The following is a 20,217-nucleotide window of genomic DNA, read 5'->3' on the forward strand; positions in this document are numbered from 1 at the left end:
TCGCTCGGCTTCGTGAAGGGCATGACGGTCGATTTCGTCAGCTCGCTGGAAAAATCCGGCTTCGTGTTCGAAAATCCGAACGCCACGACGCAATGCGGCTGCGGCAAATCCTTCGCCTGATTTCCCGTAAATCCGGAGGATAAGCGCCATGGCCGTGGTCTATCTCGACAATAACGCCACCACCCGCGTCGATCCGCGCGTCGTGCAGACGATGCTGCCCTTCTTCACGGAATCCTTCGGCAACGCCTCCTCGACCCATGATTACGGCGCCGCCGTGGCCCCCGCGCTGAAAGACGCGCGCAAACAGGTCCAGGCCCTGCTCGGCGCCGAGTTCGACCATGAGGTGATCTTCACCTCGGGCGGAACGGAATCCGACACCACGGCGATTTTCTCCGCTTTGGAGACGGCGCCCGAGCGCAATGAAATCGTCACCAGCGCGGTCGAACATCCCGCCGTGCTGAATGTCTGCCAGAATCTGGAGCGCACCGGTCGCGCCAAGGTCCATTATATCGGCGTGGACGGCGCCGGCGCGCTCGATCTCGACGCCTATCGCGCGGCTTTGTCCGACAAGACTGCGCTGGTCTCGATCATGTGGGCCAATAACGAGACCGGAAAAATCTTCCCGGTCGCGGAACTGGCCACGCTCGCTAAGGCCGCCGGCGCCTTGTTCCATACCGACGCGGTGCAGGCCTTCGGCAAGATCGACATGGCGCTCAAGGACACGGCGATCGACCTGCTGTCGCTGTCGGGCCACAAGATTCACGGCCCCAAGGGCATTGGCGCGCTTTATGTGCGCAAGGGCGTCAAGCTCAGCCCGCTGTTTCGTGGCGGCAAGCAGGAGCGCGGCCGCCGCGCCGGCACAGAAAATGTGCCCGGCATTGTCGGCCTCGGCGCCGCCGCCGAATTCGCCCGCCAAAATCTCGCCGAGGATTTTGCGCGCATGAAAGCCTTGCGCGACCGGCTGGAGAGCGGGTTGCTGGCCGCCATTCCGCTGGCGCGGGTCAATGGCGCGGGCGGCGAGCGCCTGCCCAATACGCTCAACATTTCCTTCGATTACGCCGATGGCGAAGCCGTGCTGCACAAGCTCGACCGCGCCGGGGTCGCCGCTTCGTCCGGCTCCGCCTGCGCCTCGGGCTCGATGGAGCCGAGCCATGTGCTGCGCGCGCTGAACATCCCGCCGCATGCTTTGCAGGGCGCGATCCGCTTCTCGCTTTCGCGCGAAACCGCCGGCGAAGATATCGGCAAGGTTCTCGCGGTCCTGCCCGAGATCGTCGCCAATGCGCGCGAGAAATCGCCGCTCTGGGCGGAAGTCCGCCCGCCGCAAGTCGCCTGAGGCCGCAATGTCCGGAATCGCCTGCCACAAGGTCCAGATCAACGATACGACGCTGCGCGACGGCGAACAGGCGCCGGGCGTGGTTTTCACCTTGCCGGAGAAGCTGGCCATCGCCCGCGAGCTGGCGGCGGCTGGGGTGGATGAGATCGAAGCCGGCACGCCCGCCATGGGCGACGAGGAAGTCGAAGCCATCGCGGCGATCGCCAGCGCCATTGAAGGTCCGCGCGTCACCGCCTGGTGCCGGCTGAACGAGGCCGATGTCGACGCCGCGCTGCGCGCCGGCGTCAAATCGGTCAATATTTCCGCGCCGATGTCGCGGCTGCAGATGCGGGTCAAGCTGAAGGCGGAGCCGCACGAGGTCGCCGAGCGGGTCACGCGGGTCGTCGGCTACGCCCGCGAAAAAGGGCTCGAAGTGGCGCTCGGCGGCGAGGACAGCTCGCGCGCCGACCTGCGCGACGTCGGCCTGATCGCGGGGGCCGCGGCCAAACTTGGCGTGTTCCGCTTCCGCTTCGCCGATACGCTCGGCCTGCTCGATCCGTTCTCGACCTACGAATATATCAAGCAATTGCGCGAAGTGACCGATCTGGCGGTCGAGTTCCACGGCCATAACGACCTTGGACTCGCCACCGCCAATACGCTGGCGGCGCTACGCGCGGGGGCGAGCCACGCCAGCGTCACCGTGCTGGGTCTGGGCGAGCGGGCCGGCAACGCGCCGCTGGAGGAGGTCTGCGTCGCGCTGCTGCGCACCGCCGACGCCCGCACCGGGGTCGATCTGACCCGGCTGGAGCGTCTCGCCGGACTCGTCGCCCATGCCGCCCGCGACAATATCGCCCGCGCCAAGCCGATCGTCGGGGCGGATATTTTCACCCATGAATCCGGCATTCACGTCGCGGGCCTGCTCTCCGACGTGCGCACCTATCAGGGGCTCGATCCGGCCATGCTCGGACGGCGCCACAAGGTGGTGATCGGCAAACATTCCGGCCTTGCCGCCGTGCGCGCGGTCTGCGCCGCCGCCGGGCTCGACATTGACGGCGGCGTCGGCGCGGCGGTGCTGGCGCGGGTCAAGGCGCTGGCCAAACTGACCAAATCTTTGGTGCCGGACGCCCGCGTCCGCCAATTGGCCCGCGAGGAGCTGGTCCGGCGCGAAAACCGCGAGACCATTTGAGGAGCCTTCATGAGCGTGGGATTTTTTGTCGACTGGAACGGCGATCTGCGGACGACCGACGATCCGGGCGGCGGTTATAGCTGCGATGTCGACCTGCCCGTGCGCTATGTCGCGGTCAAGAACAAGAACGGCGTCACCATCCACGAGGCGACCTTCTATCGCCATCAGGCCGATCTCGACAAAGCGCGGATCACGGCGAAGCTGGTGCCCGGCTCGCATCCCTGGGGCAGCCCGAAGGAAGGCTATTGAACCGAACCGGAGGCGCCCCGCATGGTCCCCATGACCGTTCTCGTTGACGAAAAGCCGCGCTGCGTCGTCCGCCCCAATGACATGAAGGGCCTGCAACGGTTCATGCGCAACGGGAAGGACTGGCTGCTGACGCCGAATCCCGGCGGCAAGCTGACCTATAGAGAGGCCGACGAGACTGAAAAAGCCGCCTATGCCGACGCCCTAGGGCTGCATCGCGTCGCGGGCGGCGTGGAAGAGGATTTTTTCGGCGCGCCGCTTTAAGCGCCGTCACTCGGAATTGCGCATCCAGTCGGCCAGCTTGCGCATGTTCTCTTCCAGCTCCGCGCGAGCCGGCGTGTCGCCGATGGTTTCGTCCAGAGCCTTGCGCATACAGGTCATCCAGGCGTCGCGGGCCGCATTGTCGATCGGGAACGGCATATGCCGCTGGCGCAGGCGCGGGTGGCCTTTTTCCGGCGAATAAAGCTTCGGGCCGCCAGTCCATTCGCTGAGATAGCGCTTCAGAACATGCCTGATTTCGCCGAGATCGGGTCCATGCATGGCGCGGATCGTCCTGGCTTCCGGCAGGCTGTCCATGTGGTCGTAGAAGGCGTCCACCAGCCGGTCGATCGCGCCCTCGCCGCCGATCCGCTCGAACATAGACACTTCCGTCGCCGTCTCCGTCAAAATCATTCCTCCATATTCGGCAGCAGGATGACCTCTGCCGGCGCGCCGGGGCCCTGGCTGTCGACGAAATCCAGCGCCGACACCAGCGATAGCCCGCCGTCGCTTTCCATCAGCACCACGGCCTCGGGCGGCATTTTGGCCAGAGCGTCGAGCAATTGCTGCACCGTCATGCCGGCGCGCCATTGAATTCGAGGATCGTCGGCTCCTCGTCAAGCATGATGATTTCCGCGCGACGGAGCGCGCCGGCCGCGTCGTAATCGTAGCGATGGCTCAGTTCGACATCGCCATAGACCATTTTGTCGAAACGCAGCAGCAGGCCCGCCGCATCGTAAAAGGCGCGGATATAGGTGTTGCGATTCGACAAGGCGTCCGGCTCGATCTCGTTGACGAGCTTGAGCGGCAGCTTGACGCCGGAGGTGGCGAGGAAATAGCGGCAGGTTTCTTCGTTGTCGGTCATGGTCAGCCCGGATGGATCATGATTTCCATCGTCTCGTCCATGTCGTCGGCATGGCGCAACGGCGGATCTTCCTCGACCAGGGTCACGCCCCGGATACAGACGTCGCCTTCGAGCGCCTCGACATCGACCTTCTGCAGGAAGGCGCCCTCGCAGGCGCCCGAGCTGCAATAGCCGGTCTCGATGGCGAAAGTGGCGCCGTGGCGGCCGCATTTGATCAGCGCGCCCGTCTCGTCGAGAAAGCCGCCCGAGCCGATGTTCAGCCACACGCCCTGATGCGGGCAGGCATTGCGATAGGAGAAAAACTGGCCGTCCTTGGCGCGCGCGACGACGATGCGGAACGGCTTCGCGCCGCCCTCGCCGTCGGCCTCGGCCAGATCGAAGGCCTTGGCCGCGCCGGGCGCGATCTCATCCATCGCGCAGATCGCGAACACTTCGTCGGGCGTCTGGCTTTCGGTCGTGTCGCTCATGGCCTGTTCGCATCCGGAAATGCAGCAATTTTTGCATGAACCGTGCCATGCGCCGCAATGGGAGCCTTGCCCGCCGATGAATATGAAACTTTACATGACGCCCGGATCCTGCTCGACCGCGATCCACATCATTCTCGAAGAGCTGGAAGAGATTTTCGAGGCCCATATCGTCAATCTGCCGGCCGGAGACCAGTTCAAGCCGGATTATCTTGCGATCAATCCCAAGGCCAATATTCCGGCTCTGGTCCGTCCGGACGGAACCGCCCTGACCGAGGTTCCGGCCATCGCCTTCTGGCTCGGCAAGGCGCGCGGACGCGGCCGGCTCTGGCCCAAGGATGTCGAGAACGAGACCCGCGCGCTGGAAATGATGGCCTTTGTCGCCGGCTCGATCCACGGCCACGGCTTCGCCCGCATTTTCGCGACCGGCAATTTCTGCCCGGATTCCACGCTGCACGAGAGCGTCAAGGCGCAAGGCCGCATCCTGGTGGAAAAGACCTTTGCCATCGTCAATAAAGCGCTGCAGGACAAGGACTGGGTCGCGGGCGACTACAGCGTGGCCGACGCCGTGCTGTTCTATGTCGAATTCTGGGCCGACAAGACCGAGATCGACCTGCCGCCCCATGTCTTGCGGCATTATCGCGCCATGCTGGGCCGCCCCGCCGTGTCGCGCGTGTTGCGCGAGGAGGGCTACCGGCCCGAAAAGCTGGGCCAAAGGGCTGAAGTGTGACAGAACTCTTGTCGCAACAGCGACACGGCGCCATTTAGTCTTTGACGGATCGTCCGCCGCGCCGAGCGCATGGAGATGCGCGTTTCTTGCATTGCATGGCGCGAGCGGATCGAAAGGGTTCAGGATGACCATCGACGAAATCATCGAAAATTTCGAATTCCTCGACGAGTGGGACGATCGCTATCGCTATCTGATCGAGCTTGGCCGCACGCTGGAGCCATTGCCCGAGGAAGCGCATAATGACGACAACAAGGTGCGCGGCTGCGCCAGCCAGGTCTGGCTGCTGACCAAGGTCGAGCGTGGCCCGGACGGCGAGCCCGTGCTGCATTTTCTCGGCGACAGCGACGCCCATATCGTGCGCGGTCTGGTCGCGCTGACCTTGACGTTCTTTTCCGGCCGCAGCGCCAAGGACATTATCGGCGCCGACGCCCAGGCGCTGTTCCGTGGTCTAGGCTTCGAGCAGCATCTGACCCCGCAGCGCTCGAACGGCCTACGCTCGATGGTCGAGCGCATCAAGCGCGATGCGGCCAATGCGCTCGTCGCAGTAGCCTGATTGATCCCAAGGGTCTGCAAAAAGAAAACCCGCCGGCGCTCACGCCCGGCGGGTTTGCTTTTGCTGGTGGAAAAATCAGGCGGACGCCGCCGCCTGATGCCTTTCCAGATCCGCCGCGGGAACGCGGAAGATCAGACGGCCGCCGGCGAGCGGCTGGGCGGTGTCGCCGGCGTTTTCGTAAAGATATTTGAACCAGGCCTGCGGCGTGACGGAAGTCGGGCGTTCGCCGATTTCCATGCAGGTGCCGTCGGGGGCGTAACGCGCGTGAATCACGATTTCGGAAGGCGCCATCTCACACTCTCCTTTTCCCTGAGGTTTACGCGCCAGGCGACAGCAAGCTGCCGCCCGCACACGTTTATGCCGCGCAATTTTTTGCGTCGTGCGGTTTGATCGCCCCGGCCCTCTCTCCGGGGCGATGCGTCTTCAGACGAAGGTCAGAATTTCGACCTTGATGTTTTCGGTGCCGAGCACCTTGGCCTGGCAAGCCAGGCGCGACTTGGAGCCGACGCCGACAATGCTGTCGAGCTTCTCGTTCTCCTCGCGGGTGGTCTTGCTGACGCCCTTGCGGCCTTCGAGAACGAAAATATGGCACGAGCCGCATTTGGCGTTGCCGTCGCATTTATGCGGGAAATCCGGATCCGCCTGAAGGATAGCCGCCAGCAGCGTCGTGCCTTCCACAACGTCGATCGACTTGCCCGAAGGCGCCAGAGTGACCAAAGACATGATGTTTCCCTCTCTTGCTTCTGATTAGGCCGGGCGTCTCAATAGATCGCCGCGCCGGCGCCCACATTGACCGACGCGTCCTTCATGGTCGCGACGATGAATTCGATCTGCTCTTCGGTGAGGTGGCAGTGGAACGGCAGCGCCACTGCACGGTCCGCGACCTTTTCGGTGACGAAGAGATCGCCGCGCCGCCAGCCGCGATCGACGTAATGGCGCTGCAAATGCAGCGGATTGCTATAGGCCGCCGCCTCGACCCTTTCGGTGGCGAGATCCTCGACAATGGCGTCGCGGCTCGATTTCGAAAACCGCGTGCCAAGGTGGACGACGTAGAGGAACCAATGAACCTCGGTGACGTCCGGCCCGATATAGGGCGGCTTGATGCCCTCGAAGGACTGAACATATTTGCCGTAGAGATGTTCGATGGTGCGGCGCTTTTCGAGGATTTCGTCGAGCCGGCGCAATTGCGCCAGACCGAGCGCGGCGGAAATGTCGCTGATCTGCGCGTGGATCGCCGGCGAGGTGGTGACCGCGACCGATCCGCGCTCCTCCAGCGCATGGGCGCGGCGGCGCTTGACCGCCATGGCGAGATCGGGATCGTCGGTGACGATCATGCCGCCTTCGCCGCAGGTCAGCGCGGACGGCTGCGCGAAATCGAAAATAGCGGCGTCGCCGAAAGTCCCGACCAGAGCGTCCTTGTAGCGCGAGCCGATCGCCTCGCTGGAATCCTCGATCAGCGCCACGCCGGCCTTGTCGGCGAGTTCGCGCAGGCTGCTCCAGTCGGCCGGATGGCCGTTGGGATTGGCGGCGAGAATGGCCTTGGTGTTGGGCGTGATCTTCGCTTCCGCCTTGGACGCCACCATCGCGCCGGACCAGTAATCGATATCGGCGAAAACCGGCGTCGCGCCGATGGCGGCTATGGCCTGCGCGGTCTCGCGGAAGCAGAAGCTCGGCGCGATCACCTCGTCGCCGGGGCCAATGCCCTTGGCGGCGAGAATGAGATGCAGCCCGATCGTCCCGCTGGGGACCGCCAAGGCGTAGCGCCGGCCGAGATAAGATGCGAATTCCTTCTCGAATTCCTCGACCACAGGACCGTTCGACAGCCGCGCCGAACGCAGCACGGAATCGACCGCCTCCAGTTCCTGCATGGTCATGTCGGGATCGGACAGCGGGATGAAGACGGCCTCGACGTCGTCCTCGTAGTCCTCTTGCTCCAGCGCCGGCTCGGTCATTTCGCCGCGCTCCGCGCCGCGAGAATGGCGCCATTCGCGGCGGCCGGATCAGCGACGACGATCGGGCAATGACTACTGGCGTCCATCAGATGAAGGTCGTAGGAGGGAAACGAGCGATAAGGCTCTTCCAGCACGTCCGACGCCTCGCAACGCGACCATTTCAGATGCGGAAATTTCAACCGCAGCGCCGTCAGCACCGACGGGTCGGCCGCCGTACCGGTCAGCAGCGTTTCGATTTCCAGCAATTCTTCCGCCTGGATCGCCATGACTCGCCCTCTCACCGCTGCATTTGCTCAGGCCAGCTCGATCTCTTCCTCGAGACAGCCGATCACGTATTTTTCCTCGAACTCGACGATATAGACCGGCGTGTTGGAATCGACATGCGAACCCACCTGGACGATCTCGCCGACAGCGCCCGCCGCCGCCAGTACGGCGTCCTCGGCGGCGTTGGGATAGGAGCCGTCATTGACCAGATCGATCAGACAGCGCACGCGCTGGCCCCATTGATATTTCGGCAGACGCGGATCGATCATGCGGGCAGCTCCGCCGGCAGGGGAATTTCCAGCTCGTCGCGCGCAACGGCCAGCTCCAGCTCCTTGCGCTTCATGCCGACACGATGGCCGCTCTCGGTGAATTCGACACCGTAGATGTAGAATTGCTGCAGGAAGGTGCCGATGCTGACGACATAGCCGGCCTCGCCCTTGCGGCAGAGAACCTCGCCAATTTCCTTGCCGGCATAGGTGCCGTCGTTGCGCACGGTCCGCTTGGCCAAGACCTTTTCGCCAAAGGTGAAATAAGGTGGCGCGTCCAGTTCCACCACTTCGCTGTCACGAACGATATTGCTCATAACGGCCCCTCCTTCCTTCGCTTGTCGCCGCCCATAGCGCGCGCGCGGGCGGTTTCCCGCACCAATTCGTCCTCGTCCTCGACCAGCGCGCCGAGCGCGTCCGGCGCGATGCGGCTCGCCACTTCGTGGCGAATGCGCCAGTCCGGATCAGCGCGCATCTCGACGAGCTTTTCGCTCGCCAGCCGCTGCACGATTTCCAGCCGCACGCGCGGCTCGGGATCGCCCGCCATGCGCATCAGCATGTCGTCTGGAACACGCTGCGCGACGACGCGGCGCACTTCCGCCTCCTCATCATGCAGCATCCATTCCAGAAGCTCCGGCTGCAGACGCCGCGCGATGGAAAGACGGACGTAATAATCGGGGTCCTGCAACATCGGGACCAGATCGGAATCGTCGAGCAGAGTGACGATGCGGATGCGCACTTCGCGATGCGGATCGTTGCGCAATTTCAGAACGTGTTTCTTCGGAAGGCGCCGCGCGACATTCCAGCGCACGGTTTCTTCCGGATCGTCGAGCAAGGGCGGCAGCAGGAACACAGCCGCATGTTTCGCCGCGATCGCCCGCACCTCGAAATGCGGATGCGCGATATAGCGATTAGCGAGGTCGGGGTTCCAGTTGAAGAAGCGGTCGATGCGCCGCGCGTAGCGATCGTTGACGCATGCGTGCGAAAACCGACAACGTCCCGCCGCGAGCATGTCGGCATGCGCACATTTTGCGCAATCAACCGGATTACCCTGCCAATCAATGGCTTCCGTGATGTCGTTGTCGTCATTCATCGTCGGCCTCGTCGTACTCGTGCTGGCGTTCGAGAATGTCGAACAGCAGACGCGCATTGATCTTGTCGGTCGCGTCGAGCTGGATCAGTTTTTCGAGCGCGGCGCGCCCTTCCACCATGTCGCCAAGACGCAGGTGGAGATAGGCGTAGCCCTTGAGGCAGAACATGAAAAAGCGCGCGATGACGTCGTCGTAATCGCCAAAAGCCGCATCACCGGTTTCGACCGCGCGCCAATCGGTCGCGAAATTCTTCTCCCGCGCCGCCTTGGCCATGCAGATCTTGGAAATGGCGACCGCCTCTTGCAGGCGGCCTTTGTAAAAGTAATAGCGGTAGAATCCGATCAGCACCGCGAAATGATTGGGCGCGCGTTTCTGCGCTTCATTCAGATGATATTCGGCAAGGCCGTCGCTGGAATAATGCAGCCCGGCCGCCGAAAGATGCTGCTCCGCGAGCGGCGGCAGGCCGCCGCCGAACAGGGGATGCGAAAGCAGGGAGTCATCGCCGAACGACGAGGGCTCCCCGCTTTTTGGTTGGACCGTGGCCATCGCACAGACGCGTCGCGCGATGTCAGCGCGCGTTGCTGCCGCAGGTGGCCGGGGCCTTGGGATCGTAGAACACCAGGCCCGTGTTGGTCGCCGATTCCGCGAAGTCGATCGTGACGTTCTGCAGCAGCAGGCGGCTTTCCGCCGGCAGGAACAGCTTCACGCCCGAATGATCGACCACCGCGTCGCCTGGCGCCGGCTCGGCCAGCACGGAAATATCCGCCGCCAGGCCCGAACAGCCGCCGGGGCTGACCGAGAGCCGGAAACCGGCTCCCGGACCACCATCCGCCATCACCATCATCCGCATGAATTTCGCGGCCTTGGGGGTGATCTCAAAATTCATGCGAACCTCTCTATGCCTGGTAACGCGGATAGTTCTTGTCGATGACGCACGTGTCGTCGACGGGGCAGACCGCAACGCATTGCGGCGTGTCGAAATGGCCGATGCACTCGGTGCATTTCGTCGGATCGATGATGAAAGTTCCACCCTTCTCCGAAATGGCCATGTTGGGGCATTCCGCCTCGCAGGCCGAACAGCTCGTGCATTGCGAAGCGACGATTTTATACGTCATGGTTCAGTCCTCGCGTTTCGACGATCATTCGGCTGCGGCGGCGGTCGCGATCAGGGCGCCCTGACGGATCTCCGCATCACCGCGCGATTCATGAACGATCTCGCCGGTCTTGACCTTTTCGAGATAGGCCTTGAACCAGCCGATCGCCGATTTCTCGATGAACTCGTGGGCATATTCGTCCACGGCTTCGATGCCGGCCTTGGCGAGGTCGCCCTTCGGACAGCCGCCGATCTTGGCGACGAAGACCGCATGGCAGTCGTTGATCGCGCGGATCACCGTTTCGAGCGAGTCCTCGTCGCCATAGCCGCCCTGGCAATAGAGGTCGACGCGACGGTGGCCGACGAATTTCGCGCCCGAGGTCGAGAGTTCGTAAATCTGGAACTCCTTGGCGTGACCAAAGTGTTCGTTGATCAGGCCCGAACCCTTGGTCGCGACGGCGGCCAGGATCTTGATGTCGCTGGCTTCGCCGGCCAGCGTCGCGAGCTCTTCCTGCCTGGCCGCGACCTTGGCCTGACGCTCTTCCTCGACGGCGACCTGGTAGGCCTTGCGGCCTTCCATGTCGTAATTCACCTCCATCGCCATGATCTTGTCGGTGGTGAATTCCTCCGAGCGGTCCTCGCCCAGCAGGCCCACGGCGTCGGCGCGACACTGGCGGCAATGCCGCATCATGTTCATCTCGCCTTCGCAGGAATCCTGCAGCGCCTTCAGCTCCTGAGCGGACGGGCCGCGCTGGCCGGTGAGGCCGAACACCGTGCCGTGCTCGGGCGCGGAGATCAGCGGCATGATGTTGTGCAGGAAGGCGCCGCGCGACTTCACCGCCTTGTTGACCTCGACGAGATGCTTGTCATTGACGCCGGGGATCATCACCGAATTGACCTTGCAGAGAATGCCGCGCTCGGTCAGCATTTCGAGGCCTTGCAATTGCCGCTCGGTGAGGATGCGCGCCGCTTCGATGCCCTCGACGCGCTTGTGCTTCCAGAAGATCCACGGATAGATCTTCGCGCCCACTTCCGGATCGATCATGTTGATCGTGATCGTGACGTGATCGACATTGTAACTGGCGATCGTGTCGACATGGTCGGGCAGCGCCAGACCATTGGTGGACAGACAGAGCTTGATGTCCGGCGCGGTCTTCGAGATCAGTTCGAAGGTCTTGAACGTCTTGGCCGGATTGGCCAGCGGATCGCCGGGGCCCGCAATGCCGAGCACGGTCATCTGCGGGATGGTGGAGGCCACCGCCAGCACCTTCTTCGCGGCCTGTTCCGGCGTCAGCTTTTCGGAGACGACGCCCGGACGCGATTCATTGGCGCAATCATATTTGCGATTGCAGTAATTGCACTGGATGTTGCAGGCCGGCGCCACGGCGACATGCATGCGCGCATAATGGTGATGCGCCTCTTCGCTGTAGCAGGGATGGTTCTTGACCTTGTCCCAGATCTCCTGCGGCAGATCGTTTTCGCCAGCGCCCGAGCCGCAGCTCGCCTTGCCGCTGCCGCCCGAGGTGCCGCAGCCCTTGTGCTCGGCGACCTGTTGCATGACGGCGTCCATATCGACGTTGGCGCCGGACGCGCCCGATTCAAGATGTCCCGTAGACTCCATGTCCGACCCTCTCTCAGCTTTCAGCTCAAGCCCTCAAAGCTTTGCCCTGCGCTAAAGGTAGCAACGCATATGCCAGAACCACGACCCGCCTGTTTATCGTTGTTTTTCAACGTGATATAGCCACAGATCATTTCCGCCTGTCGGCTTGCGCACAGCGGTTTCGGGGTTTTTTCGACCTGTTGCAAAGCTGACAACGTGATTTTTTGAGCGCGCGCAAAGACAAAGGGAGCCGCAAGCGGCCCCCTTTCCGACGTTGTGTGCGGCGCTGCGCTCATCCGGCGATCAACAATTCGCAGACGCGCTGCAGCGGCAGAGCGATCGGGATGATGCCCTCGGAGGCGAAGAAACGGCGCTCATTCAGAGTCAGCTTTTCCGTATCGATCACAGCGTAATGCGGCGCGGCGGAACGCTTGGTGATCTGCCGCGCATAGGTGCGCAGCATCTGGTCGTGGAACCGGCAGCCGAGGAATAGGAAGGTGCGCTCGGTGCGGCGATCCTTGACCACATCCGGAATCGGCGTCTGAATGTCGATCTCGGTGAGAACCTCGACATAGTCCGCATCGGAGATCAGGAAGTTCTTGGCCGGCGCGACGCCGCCATGCGGCTTGTACAGAATGGTCTTCCAGCCTTCCGCATCGGCGCGGCTCGCTTCGGCGCCGACGGCGTCGTGGAAACGATACCAGCGATCCTCGCCAATTCCGGCACGGGTGTTGCCCTGGATTTCGCCCCAGTCTTTCCGGGACGCCAGCGCATCGCGGAAGGCTGCGTCATACCAGGTGTCGACGATCAGCGGCAGCGGCAGCGAGGCCAGAAAAACATGCAGCGGCGTCGGCGCGACCGGCGCGGCAAAAGCCTCCGACATCAGCGCCGTCACCGTGGCGCGATGCTTGAAGCTTTCGATATGCTGGGCCGCCGTCCAGGCATTGCCCTTGGCGCGGCGCGGCAGGGCCACCTTGGTCCCGAAAAAGGCGGCGAGGTCCTCGGGCGTCAGTGGAATCGAGGGAGACGACAATTGCGCCAGGCCGGGGCCGATATAGGGAACGATCTGGCCCGCGCGCAGCCGTCGCGCGATATCGCCGACAAGCTTTTCCGCATCCTGGGGCTGCAACAGGTCCTGGTCGAGAATCGCCGCGTTCATGCTCAATCCTCCTCGCCGCGCTTCTTGGCGTTGACGGTGATCGGCAGGCGCGTGTCGGCCGCCATTTCCGGCAGTTCGAGCACCCAGCCGTTGGCGATCTTGATCCAGCCGCCCCAAAGCGTCTCGAATTCCGTCTCGACGATCGGCTCTTCGAGGTCCTTCTTCGGAACATAGATCGAGAGCCCGATGTCATCGGAGCGTCGGATCATGACCTTCATATGTAATTTCCTTCGATGGCGCCGGTCGTCGGCTTGAAGTCTCGGCAAGGAATCCGGGCACGGATCGCCTGCCGGGTCGACGGGTGCGCGCCGGCAATCGCGCCGGCGCGATCAGCGGCGCGGGGCCGAGCCGAAGGCCCGCCCCGCGCCGCCGGATTCAGGCCTTCACGCAGGTGCCGGGAACCGGGCAAACCTCGTCGCATTTCGGATGATCGAAGCTGCCTTCGCATTCAGTGCATTTCTTGGGGTCGATCACGAAAGTGTCGCCCTTCATCGAAATCGCCGCGTTCGGGCATTCAAATTCGCACAGGCTGCAGCCGGTGCACTGCGAAGCGATGATCTTGTAGCTCATCGAAACTCTCCTCAATTGGCGCGCGTTCGAGGTGTGGATTGGCGCGTTTGTCGTTTGGGTGAACGGACCTTTTCGCGATCGAACGTCGCTCCAATCGGAGCAAGGCTTGTGCCAGCGTCAAAAGGCTCGCTTTTTCGCCGCCGCCGCGACGCTTTGGAGGGTTCGCAACGCATGCGTTGATATTGCGACACGGCCGCCCGAACCTGCGGGCGCCGTCAGAATTTCTTGATTGAAATGTGATATTTCGACAAAGCATAGGCGATCTGGCGCGGCGTCAGATTCAGCAGGCGCGCCGCCTTGGCCTGAACCCAGCCGGCCTTTTCCATCGCAACGATCAGGCTGTCGCGATCGGGCGTTCCCCCACCGGCGCCATTCATGCGGCTGTCGGCGCGGACGCGCGCATTGTCGGAACGCAGTCGGTCGGAATGCGCCGATGCCGCGATCGCCGCGCGCCGGCCGGCGCCCGCTTCGATCTGCCCCGTCTCGTCGACCTCGACGGACGCCCGCCGCGTGACCGCCGGCGCGGGTGAAAAATCCTTCCACAAGGTCGAGGACAAACAGGCGCCATGCGTGCAGGCGAAATCGCCTTCGGCCAAAGAATCGTCGCGCGACAAGGTCGCCGTGCGCCGCACGCAATTTTCCAGTTCGCGCACATTGCCCGGGAAATTGCAGCCTTGCAGCAGCCGCAAGGCCGCCTGGGTGAGGCGCTTGCGCGTGCCGTTCTCCTCGTTGAAGCGACGCATGAATTCCTGCGCCAGCAGCGCGACGTCCTCGGGGCGCTCGCGCAGGGGCGGCAGCATGATCGAGACGACATTGATGCGATAATAGAGGTCGGCGCGGAAATCGCCGCGCTCCACCGCCGCTTCGAGATTCTTGTTGGTGGCGAAGACGAAGCGCACATCCACCTTGACGGTCTGCGAGCCGCCGACGCGCTCGAATTCGCCCTCCTGCAGCACGCGCAGCAGCTTGGCCTGGAAGGCCGGCGAAATCTCGCCAATCTCGTCCAGGAAAAGCGAGCCCTTGTGGGCCAGTTCGAACCGCCCCTTGCGCTGTCCGACAGCGCCGGTGAAGGAGCCCTTCTCATGGCCGAACAATTCGGATTCGAGCATGGATTCCGGCAGAGCCGCACAATTCAGCCGAATGAAAGGACCGTCCTTGCGCGGCGACAGATCATGCGCGGCGCGCGCGAACAATTCCTTGCCGGTGCCGGATTCGCCGCGCAGCAGGACGGTGGTGTGCGTGCGGGCGACAACATTGATTTGTTCGAAAACAGCGCGGATCGCGCGGCTGGCGCCGACAATGCCGATCAGCGCCTGTTCGCCGCTCATTTCGGCCCGGCGCGGCGATTCCTTCTCCAGCCGGCGTTGATCCTCCATCAGCCTTTCGCGGTCGCGCGAGACGATATCATAGAGATGCAGCGTCTGGCCGATCATATTGGCGATCATGCCGAGAAAGCGCGCGTCGGAATCGGTCGCCGCGCGATGGCTGCCGTCGGAGGGGCGGTCGATCGCCAGCACGCCGATCGCGTCGCCGCGATCGAGAATGGGCGCGGCGATCACCGCGCGCGCCGTCGCGTCGCCGTCTCCATCTGCGGGCCAGGCGGAAAAATCCGGGTCGCTTTCAACATTGTCGACAATGACCGGCGCCTTGCTGGTGACAACGCGGCCGACCGCCCGCTCCGGCAGGACGACGCCGGTCGCCGGCGCGGCAAAAGCGCCATGGGCGGCCACGGTGCGCGCGCCGCCCTTCTCGTCGATCAGCGCGACGGTCGCGCGCCGCGTATCGACAAAGCTCGCCAGCAGGTCGAGCACCTGCGACAACACCTCGTCGAGACGCCCCGGCGCGGAAAGGACCTTGGAAATTTCGTAGATCCCGCGCAAGGCGACATCCGCGCGGCACGATAGCGCCGGCATCGGCGGAACCAGACTTTCCCCCTCCGGACTAGCCATGGCGGAACAGCTCCCGGCCGGCGGAGGCGTCGCCCTCGATGCGCGCCGGGAAGCGTCGCGCCGCGGAAGCGGCAAGACGTTTTCCGTCACGCGCAAGAAGGCGAACACGATCCATTCCCGTCTCCAGGCTCCAAGCGGCGGGCGTCAAGGCGCGCCCGGCGCGGCAGTCCGATGACTCACACCACCTTGAGGGAGTCGAGCGGCACGAAATTGCTCGCCGGCTCGGGCTTCGGCTCGATCGCCTCCTTGTGCACCTTGAACAGGCGCTCCTGGATCGGCGATGACGCGATGAAATCCTGGTAGGCTTGATCGAGATGCTCGCGGCACAGAAGCTTGATCTGCTCCTCGCTCAGTCCCTCGAAGGCGCCGTCGATCTCGCTGCCTTTCAGATATTGGCCCATGCGGCGCAGGATATGGAGGCGCGAGACATGGACCACCGAGGGCTCGAAGGGCAGTTCGAGATAGTTGAAGAAGTCCTCGGCCGAAGACAGCCTGCCGAGATCCTGCAAAATGCTCATGATCTATCCTTCCACCTTCTCGTGACGCTCGACGCCTGTCTGCTTGACGCGGCGCTGCATGTGATTGAGACGCGCCTCCAGGAAATCGACGCGATCGAGCAGGAGCGACAGAATTTCGCCGACCGGATCGGCGATCAGATGATGATCGAGATTGACGCGGCCGCCGGCGCCGTTGCGATTCTGCGGCGCGCGCACGATCTTGGCCGGAATGCCGACCGCCGTGACGCCGGGCGGCACTTCCTCGACCACCACCGAATTGGCGCCGATGCGCGCCCCGGTTCCGACCTTGATCGGCCCGAGAATTTTGGCGCCGGCCCCGATTAGCACGCCGTCCTCGATGCTGGGATGCCGTTTGCCGGGCGACCAGCTGACGCCGCCGAGCGTCACGCCGTGATACATGGTGACATTGTCGCCGATTTCCGCCGTCTCGCCGATCACCACGCAAGCGCCGTGATCGATGAAGAAGCTCCGGCCAATGGTCGCGCCGGGATGAATGTCGACATTGGTTACGAGGCGCGCGAACCAGGAAATGAACCGCGCCGGAAATTTGAAGCCCGACCGCCACAGACGATGGGCGAGACGATGCCAGACGATGGCGTGCACGCCCGGATAGGTGAGGATGATCTCAACGGCATCGCGGGCCGCCGGATCGCGCGCCTTCACGCAGGCGACGTCCTCGCGCCACAATCGCCAAAGACTAGCAGACGACGTCATCGCAACGTCCCTGTCAAAAGATGCGGCGGCCCAGGACATCGTTACGCCTCACGCCCTTGTTGCGCCCTATCCGGCGAACGCCTTCAGTGACCTGCGCGCGAACCGATCGGCGCCGGCACGACGCGAACGAATTCGCCCAGCGCCTCGACCATCTTGGCCTGGATTCCCTCCAGCGTGGCGCTCGCCAATTTGCAGAACACGCAGGCGCCGGTGAGCTTCACATTGATCTTGTTGCCCTCGACCGAGAGCAATTCGCAATCGCCGCCGTCGCGACGCAGGTTCGGACGGATTTCCTCGATCACCTTGCGAATGGTCTGCACGCGCTCGCTGTCCTGCGCCGCAGGGGCCCTGGTTTCCACAACATCGGTCTGCATCGTCATGAACCCTCTCCTTGCGCCGGAAATCAGCCGAAGCTCTTGCCGCAGGAGCAGGAATGCTCCGCGTTGGGATTATCGAAGGTGAAGCCGGCGCCCTCGATGGCGACGACGAAATCAATGGTGACGCCCGCAAGCAGGTCGCGGCTGGCGCTCTCGACGAAGACCTTGACGCCGTCGCGCTCGACGACTTCGTCATTCTCTTCCGGAGTCCTGACCAGGCCCATCATATATTTGTTGCCCGCGCAGCCTCCCGTCTCGACTTTGATGCGCAAGCCCTGGACGGGCTCGGACGCCCCCTTGATGGCGTTGCGGACAGCGTTCACGGCGCTGTCGGTCAGATGGATCATGCCAGGTCCTCCAGAATGTAAGGCGCTTTGCCTCATGCATTAGCAAGACCCGCGCCAGATCCATTACGCCATACAACCACCTGTTTTTACGCTGCTTTATTGCAGTCGAGGACGAAGCCCTTGTCGGCTTGCCGACAAGGGCTTCGTCTTATTCGGCGGCGAGCGCCGAGGTCTGATCCAGCCCGCGGAAGATCGCGCAACGCTTGAACACGTCCAGATCCGGCGGCGTGTCGCGATGCCGACAATATTTCGAGACCAGCTTGGCCAGCCCCTTGATGTCGCGGCCGCTGGTCTGCGGATAGAGCCCGACCAGGGCCGTGACGAGGTCGTCGTCGAGACCCAGAGCGAATTGCTCCGACATCACCTGCCAGATCCGATGGCGCGCTTCCTCGTCGGGGGAGTGGAAACGGATCAGCGCGATGCAGCGCGAGACGATCGCCTCATCGATATCGTCGATGCGATTGGTGGTGAGGAACAGCAGGCCGTTGAAATATTCCAGCACGCGCAGGAACACGCCGACCACGGCGTTCATCGTCATGTCGTCCTGGCGGCGCTTGATATAGACGTCGGCCTCGTCGATCAGCATGACCGCGCCCCAGCGTTGCGCGCGCAGCAAGGCCTCCTTCAGTGAGGTCTCCATCGCCGCGACATTGAGGCCGAGTTGGCCCGAATGGACGCGATAGAGCGGACGCTTGACGATCTCGGAATAGACCTCGGCCGTGAGAGTCTTGCCGACGCCGGGCGGGCCGGCGCAGAGCACCGTCGTGCCGCCGGACTTGCCGGCGACGATATCGTCCATCAGCACGTCCATTTCGGCGGTGAGAATGTCGATCAGATCGGTCTGTTCCTCCGGCAGCACCAGCTTCTGCTTGAGGTCCGGCTTGTAAAGATAGGGCTCGATATCCTCGACATGGGCCCAGACATAATGATGCAGATCGAGGTGGAACATCAGGATGAAGGGATGGACCGGGACCTGCCGGAACAGATCCTTGCCGATATTGGCCTGGGCCGCCGCGACCTCATCCTCTTCCGCGTAGAGATTGCTCTTGGCGGCCTTGCGCAGGTAATTGCCGAGAATGTCGCCCGTCAGCTCCAGCGTCAAAGCGCGATTGGCGAGCAGGCTCTCGTCATTGACCAGCCGCGCCGGACTGCCGCCCGAGGACAGGATCACGGTATCCTTGCGCGTCCAGTCGTTGCTGCGATGGCTCGACGTGGGATCCTCGGCGAAATAGCCGAGGCCGGAGCCTGAAAATTGCGCGCCATAATGCGCGCGCCATTCGAAATAATGCGCAGCGTTGACGTCATAAGCCGCAATCAGTTCGGGCGTCTCGCGCAGAAAACCTTTTTCGGCGAAAATTTCCGCGACCGACTTGCCGGCGATATCGCCCGCGAGAATGCGGACCTGCACCGTATTCAGCTCGCCCTTGGCGTTGGCCTTGAGCTCGACAAAAATGCGGCCGGTCTCGTCATTCGAGGGCGGCGTGTAATCGATGCGCGCCACGACATAAGGCAACGGCCGCCCCGCGACATTCAGCGCGAACAGCCAGCCGCGTTGGGCGCCGTCGACCAGGAAAGCCGCGATGGCCGGGACGACCGCCTCAAGCTCGTTCGAGGTAAAGCGAACGCCCGATCCTTCAAAGGCGCGGCGCAGGGTCGCAAGCTGGGCGCGGGCGTTCTGCATTTGCGGCCCAGCGGCGCCATAGAGGTCGTGCAGGCGATCGATCTGCGCGCCCGACAGCTGCTGGAACGGCACTTCGACCTTGTCGCCAAACAGCAATTGCGCCTTGAGGGATTCGAGTTCCGGGAAATCCGCCGCGAGAGCCTCGACATAGGGGCGCGCGATATGAAGCTTCATGCTCATGTCGCCTTCCATTCAAGATTGAGTGACTTGGGCCGCGATGACACGACCCCGGCGCGACAAGCAGGGTTCAGGCCAGACATTTTGTGGCGCGAAAAGCGGCAGACCATTTGCATAGAGGCTTGGCGCGCGGAAACGCGAACAGTTTTTTCAAGCGGAGAATGAAAATGACATCGATCGAATCGACCGCCTTCGGCGGCCTGGACAGCGAGAAGCGGCTGCTCAACGCGACCTTCAAGGGCCCGACCGGCAAGCCCGGTTATTACGGCTTCCGCGGCGACTTCGCGCTGGAGTTCCAGCAGCAGAAGGCCGACGAGGCGCGCCCGCCGGAATACAAGCTCGAACAGATCCTCGCGGTCGCCAAAGAAGGAACCGGCAAGATCGAGATCCTGGCCGGCTACCTGCACGATTACGCTTATTTCGAAGCCTTCAAGAAGGTGGTGCTGCCGCTGCTGAGCCCGGAGGGCACCTATTTCATCTTCGTCAACAATATCGACTTTCTCGCGAAATATACGATCACGCTCGGCGATGTGACGCTGACCGTGCTGCCCTGCGACGAATCCACCGTCTGGAAGGAAGTGAACGACTTCTGCGGCGTCGACAAGAACGACTACAAGAAGCTCGACGCCGGCGGCAAGCTGCAGTTCGTGCTCGACAAGCTGGTCGAGGCCAAGGAGACCTTCGAGACCATTTCCTACGAAGAAGGCCAGGCCCGCGCCGAGCCCGTCAAGAACCGCAACGAAAACCGCCCGGTCTGATTTCCGGGCGGATTGGCGCTGGCGCGTTTCCGCAGTCGCGCGCTTTCCTGAGCTGAAGCCGGCGCGTCCCGATGGGGCGCGCCGTTT

33 protein-coding genes are annotated in these 20,217 nt (G+C 63.2%); 8 read left to right on the forward strand and 25 right to left on the reverse strand.

The annotated features are described in order from the left end of the window. From ACE3S9_RS01080 to ACE3S9_RS01100, 5 genes are all read left to right on the forward strand, one after another. The coding region (locus ACE3S9_RS01080) for a HesB/IscA family protein (protein WP_374544614.1) at positions 1 to 120 on the forward strand (120 nt) is incomplete at its 5' end. Positions 121 to 148: 28 nt separating this feature from the next. Then, positions 149 to 1,333: a cysteine desulfurase NifS gene (gene nifS / locus ACE3S9_RS01085; protein WP_374544574.1), complete on the forward strand. Its 1,185-nt coding sequence runs from the start codon at positions 149 to 151 to the stop codon at positions 1,331 to 1,333. Between the two features lie 7 nt (positions 1,334 to 1,340). Continuing rightward, positions 1,341 to 2,498, forward strand: a complete 1,158-nt coding sequence (nifV, locus tag ACE3S9_RS01090) for a homocitrate synthase (protein ID WP_374544575.1) — start codon at positions 1,341 to 1,343, stop codon at positions 2,496 to 2,498. 9 nt (positions 2,499 to 2,507) lie between these two features. Continuing rightward, positions 2,508 to 2,747, forward strand: a complete 240-nt coding sequence (locus tag ACE3S9_RS01095) for a hypothetical protein (RefSeq protein ID WP_374544576.1) — start codon at positions 2,508 to 2,510, stop codon at positions 2,745 to 2,747. Positions 2,748 to 2,768: 21 nt separating this feature from the next. Then, a complete protein-coding gene (locus ACE3S9_RS01100) occupies positions 2,769 to 3,008 on the forward strand; it encodes a hypothetical protein (protein WP_374544577.1) in 240 nt (79 codons plus the stop codon). Positions 3,009 to 3,014: 6 nt separating this feature from the next. Here ACE3S9_RS01100 and ACE3S9_RS01105 read toward each other — a convergent pair whose 3' ends face one another. Genes ACE3S9_RS01105 through ACE3S9_RS01120 form a run of 4 tightly spaced genes read right to left on the reverse strand, consistent with a single transcriptional unit; the run spans position 3,015 to position 4,334 of the window. Further along, positions 3,015 to 3,383, reverse strand: a complete 369-nt coding sequence (locus ACE3S9_RS01105; protein ID WP_374544615.1) for a group II truncated hemoglobin — start codon at positions 3,381 to 3,383, stop codon at positions 3,015 to 3,017. A gap of 29 nt (positions 3,384 to 3,412) precedes the next feature. Continuing rightward, a complete protein-coding gene (locus ACE3S9_RS01110) occupies positions 3,413 to 3,580 on the reverse strand; it encodes a hypothetical protein (protein WP_374544578.1) in 168 nt (55 codons plus the stop codon). Continuing rightward, complete coding sequence (locus tag ACE3S9_RS01115) at positions 3,577 to 3,867, reverse strand: DUF6156 family protein (RefSeq protein ID WP_374544579.1); 291 nt, start codon at positions 3,865 to 3,867, stop codon at positions 3,577 to 3,579. The genes ACE3S9_RS01110 and ACE3S9_RS01115 overlap by 4 nt, the downstream gene beginning before the upstream one ends. Before the next feature lie 2 nt (positions 3,868 to 3,869). After that, positions 3,870 to 4,334, reverse strand: a complete 465-nt coding sequence (locus ACE3S9_RS01120) for a Rieske (2Fe-2S) protein (RefSeq protein WP_374544580.1) — start codon at positions 4,332 to 4,334, stop codon at positions 3,870 to 3,872. An 82-nt stretch (positions 4,335 to 4,416) separates the two neighbouring features. Here ACE3S9_RS01120 and ACE3S9_RS01125 point away from each other — a divergent pair, with 82 nt between their 5' ends. Both ACE3S9_RS01125 and ACE3S9_RS01130 read left to right on the forward strand, forming a co-directional pair. Next, positions 4,417 to 5,061, forward strand: a complete 645-nt coding sequence (locus ACE3S9_RS01125; RefSeq protein ID WP_374544616.1) for a glutathione S-transferase family protein — start codon at positions 4,417 to 4,419, stop codon at positions 5,059 to 5,061. A gap of 124 nt (positions 5,062 to 5,185) precedes the next feature. Further along, positions 5,186 to 5,614 carry a SufE family protein gene (locus ACE3S9_RS01130; RefSeq protein WP_374544581.1) on the forward strand — a complete coding sequence of 143 codons (429 nt, stop codon included), beginning with the start codon at positions 5,186 to 5,188 and terminating at the stop codon, positions 5,612 to 5,614. 75 nt (positions 5,615 to 5,689) lie between these two features. On the opposite strand, the gene ACE3S9_RS01135 is transcribed toward ACE3S9_RS01130, so the two are convergent. The 21 genes from ACE3S9_RS01135 to ACE3S9_RS01235 form a co-directional block, all read right to left on the reverse strand. Further along, on the reverse strand, positions 5,690 to 5,905 hold the full coding sequence (locus ACE3S9_RS01135; protein ID WP_374544582.1) for a hypothetical protein: 216 nt from the start codon (positions 5,903 to 5,905) through the stop codon (positions 5,690 to 5,692). Positions 5,906 to 6,037: 132 nt separating this feature from the next. After that, entirely contained in the window at positions 6,038 to 6,337 is a 300-nt protein-coding gene (locus ACE3S9_RS01140) for a 2Fe-2S iron-sulfur cluster-binding protein (RefSeq protein ID WP_374544583.1), read from the reverse strand. Between the two features lie 38 nt (positions 6,338 to 6,375). Then, complete coding sequence (locus ACE3S9_RS01145) at positions 6,376 to 7,566, reverse strand: DegT/DnrJ/EryC1/StrS family aminotransferase (protein WP_374544584.1); 1,191 nt, start codon at positions 7,564 to 7,566, stop codon at positions 6,376 to 6,378. Beyond that, positions 7,563 to 7,832 carry a hypothetical protein gene (locus tag ACE3S9_RS01150; RefSeq protein WP_374544585.1) on the reverse strand — a complete coding sequence of 90 codons (270 nt, stop codon included), beginning with the start codon at positions 7,830 to 7,832 and terminating at the stop codon, positions 7,563 to 7,565. Before ACE3S9_RS01150 ends, ACE3S9_RS01145 begins: the two co-directional genes overlap by 4 nt. Before the next feature lie 27 nt (positions 7,833 to 7,859). Further along, positions 7,860 to 8,099, reverse strand: a complete 240-nt coding sequence (locus ACE3S9_RS01155) for a nitrogen fixation protein NifZ (RefSeq protein ID WP_374544586.1) — start codon at positions 8,097 to 8,099, stop codon at positions 7,860 to 7,862. Continuing rightward, positions 8,096 to 8,413 (reverse strand): nitrogen fixation protein NifZ, encoded by a 318-nt coding sequence (locus ACE3S9_RS01160; protein WP_374544587.1) that lies wholly within the window; start codon positions 8,411 to 8,413, stop codon positions 8,096 to 8,098. The genes ACE3S9_RS01155 and ACE3S9_RS01160 overlap by 4 nt, the downstream gene beginning before the upstream one ends. Continuing rightward, entirely contained in the window at positions 8,410 to 9,189 is a 780-nt protein-coding gene (locus ACE3S9_RS01165) for a 4Fe4S-binding leucine-rich repeat protein (RefSeq protein ID WP_374544588.1), read from the reverse strand. Before ACE3S9_RS01165 ends, ACE3S9_RS01160 begins: the two co-directional genes overlap by 4 nt. Continuing rightward, on the reverse strand, positions 9,182 to 9,733 hold the full coding sequence (locus ACE3S9_RS01170; protein ID WP_374544589.1) for a hypothetical protein: 552 nt from the start codon (positions 9,731 to 9,733) through the stop codon (positions 9,182 to 9,184). The genes ACE3S9_RS01165 and ACE3S9_RS01170 overlap by 8 nt, the downstream gene beginning before the upstream one ends. A 22-nt stretch (positions 9,734 to 9,755) precedes the next feature. Beyond that, entirely contained in the window at positions 9,756 to 10,073 is a 318-nt protein-coding gene (locus ACE3S9_RS01175; RefSeq protein ID WP_374544590.1) for a HesB/IscA family protein, read from the reverse strand. A 10-nt stretch (positions 10,074 to 10,083) separates the two neighbouring features. Next, a complete protein-coding gene (locus tag ACE3S9_RS01180) occupies positions 10,084 to 10,302 on the reverse strand; it encodes a 4Fe-4S binding protein (protein ID WP_374544591.1) in 219 nt (72 codons plus the stop codon). A gap of 24 nt (positions 10,303 to 10,326) precedes the next feature. Beyond that, positions 10,327 to 11,850, reverse strand: a complete 1,524-nt coding sequence (gene nifB, locus ACE3S9_RS01185; RefSeq protein ID WP_374544617.1) for a nitrogenase cofactor biosynthesis protein NifB — start codon at positions 11,848 to 11,850, stop codon at positions 10,327 to 10,329. A 71-nt stretch (positions 11,851 to 11,921) separates the two neighbouring features. Then, complete coding sequence (locus tag ACE3S9_RS01190; RefSeq protein WP_374544592.1) at positions 11,922 to 12,176, reverse strand: hypothetical protein; 255 nt, start codon at positions 12,174 to 12,176, stop codon at positions 11,922 to 11,924. Then, positions 12,173 to 13,039, reverse strand: a complete 867-nt coding sequence (locus ACE3S9_RS01195; RefSeq protein ID WP_374544593.1) for an SIR2 family protein — start codon at positions 13,037 to 13,039, stop codon at positions 12,173 to 12,175. The genes ACE3S9_RS01190 and ACE3S9_RS01195 overlap by 4 nt, the downstream gene beginning before the upstream one ends. A 2-nt stretch (positions 13,040 to 13,041) precedes the next feature. Then, complete coding sequence (nifT, locus tag ACE3S9_RS01200) at positions 13,042 to 13,257, reverse strand: putative nitrogen fixation protein NifT (RefSeq protein WP_374544594.1); 216 nt, start codon at positions 13,255 to 13,257, stop codon at positions 13,042 to 13,044. 157 nt (positions 13,258 to 13,414) lie between these two features. Beyond that, positions 13,415 to 13,609, reverse strand: coding sequence for a 4Fe-4S dicluster domain-containing protein (locus ACE3S9_RS01205; RefSeq protein ID WP_374544595.1), 195 nt, complete (start codon positions 13,607 to 13,609; stop codon positions 13,415 to 13,417). Positions 13,610 to 13,824: 215 nt separating this feature from the next. After that, on the reverse strand, positions 13,825 to 15,558 hold the full coding sequence (nifA, locus tag ACE3S9_RS01210) for a nif-specific transcriptional activator NifA (protein ID WP_374544596.1): 1,734 nt from the start codon (positions 15,556 to 15,558) through the stop codon (positions 13,825 to 13,827). A 176-nt stretch (positions 15,559 to 15,734) separates the two neighbouring features. Continuing rightward, positions 15,735 to 16,076: a nitrogenase stabilizing/protective protein NifW gene (gene nifW, locus ACE3S9_RS01215; protein WP_374544597.1), complete on the reverse strand. Its 342-nt coding sequence runs from the start codon at positions 16,074 to 16,076 to the stop codon at positions 15,735 to 15,737. 3 nt (positions 16,077 to 16,079) lie between these two features. Beyond that, entirely contained in the window at positions 16,080 to 16,790 is a 711-nt protein-coding gene (cysE, locus tag ACE3S9_RS01220) for a serine O-acetyltransferase (RefSeq protein ID WP_374544598.1), read from the reverse strand. An 83-nt stretch (positions 16,791 to 16,873) separates the two neighbouring features. Beyond that, complete coding sequence (locus ACE3S9_RS01225) at positions 16,874 to 17,164, reverse strand: NifU family protein (protein WP_374544618.1); 291 nt, start codon at positions 17,162 to 17,164, stop codon at positions 16,874 to 16,876. A gap of 29 nt (positions 17,165 to 17,193) precedes the next feature. After that, positions 17,194 to 17,514 carry a HesB/IscA family protein gene (locus ACE3S9_RS01230; protein ID WP_374544599.1) on the reverse strand — a complete coding sequence of 107 codons (321 nt, stop codon included), beginning with the start codon at positions 17,512 to 17,514 and terminating at the stop codon, positions 17,194 to 17,196. Between the two features lie 148 nt (positions 17,515 to 17,662). Beyond that, positions 17,663 to 19,369: an AAA family ATPase gene (locus ACE3S9_RS01235; RefSeq protein ID WP_374544619.1), complete on the reverse strand. Its 1,707-nt coding sequence runs from the start codon at positions 19,367 to 19,369 to the stop codon at positions 17,663 to 17,665. Positions 19,370 to 19,539: 170 nt separating this feature from the next. Between ACE3S9_RS01235 and ACE3S9_RS01240 the strand changes: the two genes are divergently transcribed. Then, positions 19,540 to 20,130 carry a hypothetical protein gene (locus tag ACE3S9_RS01240; RefSeq protein ID WP_374544600.1) on the forward strand — a complete coding sequence of 197 codons (591 nt, stop codon included), beginning with the start codon at positions 19,540 to 19,542 and terminating at the stop codon, positions 20,128 to 20,130. Positions 20,131 to 20,217 lie beyond the last annotated feature (87 nt).

This window comes from Rhodoblastus sp. (genome assembly GCF_041915505.1).
Classification (GTDB): domain Bacteria; phylum Pseudomonadota; class Alphaproteobacteria; order Rhizobiales; family Beijerinckiaceae; genus Rhodoblastus.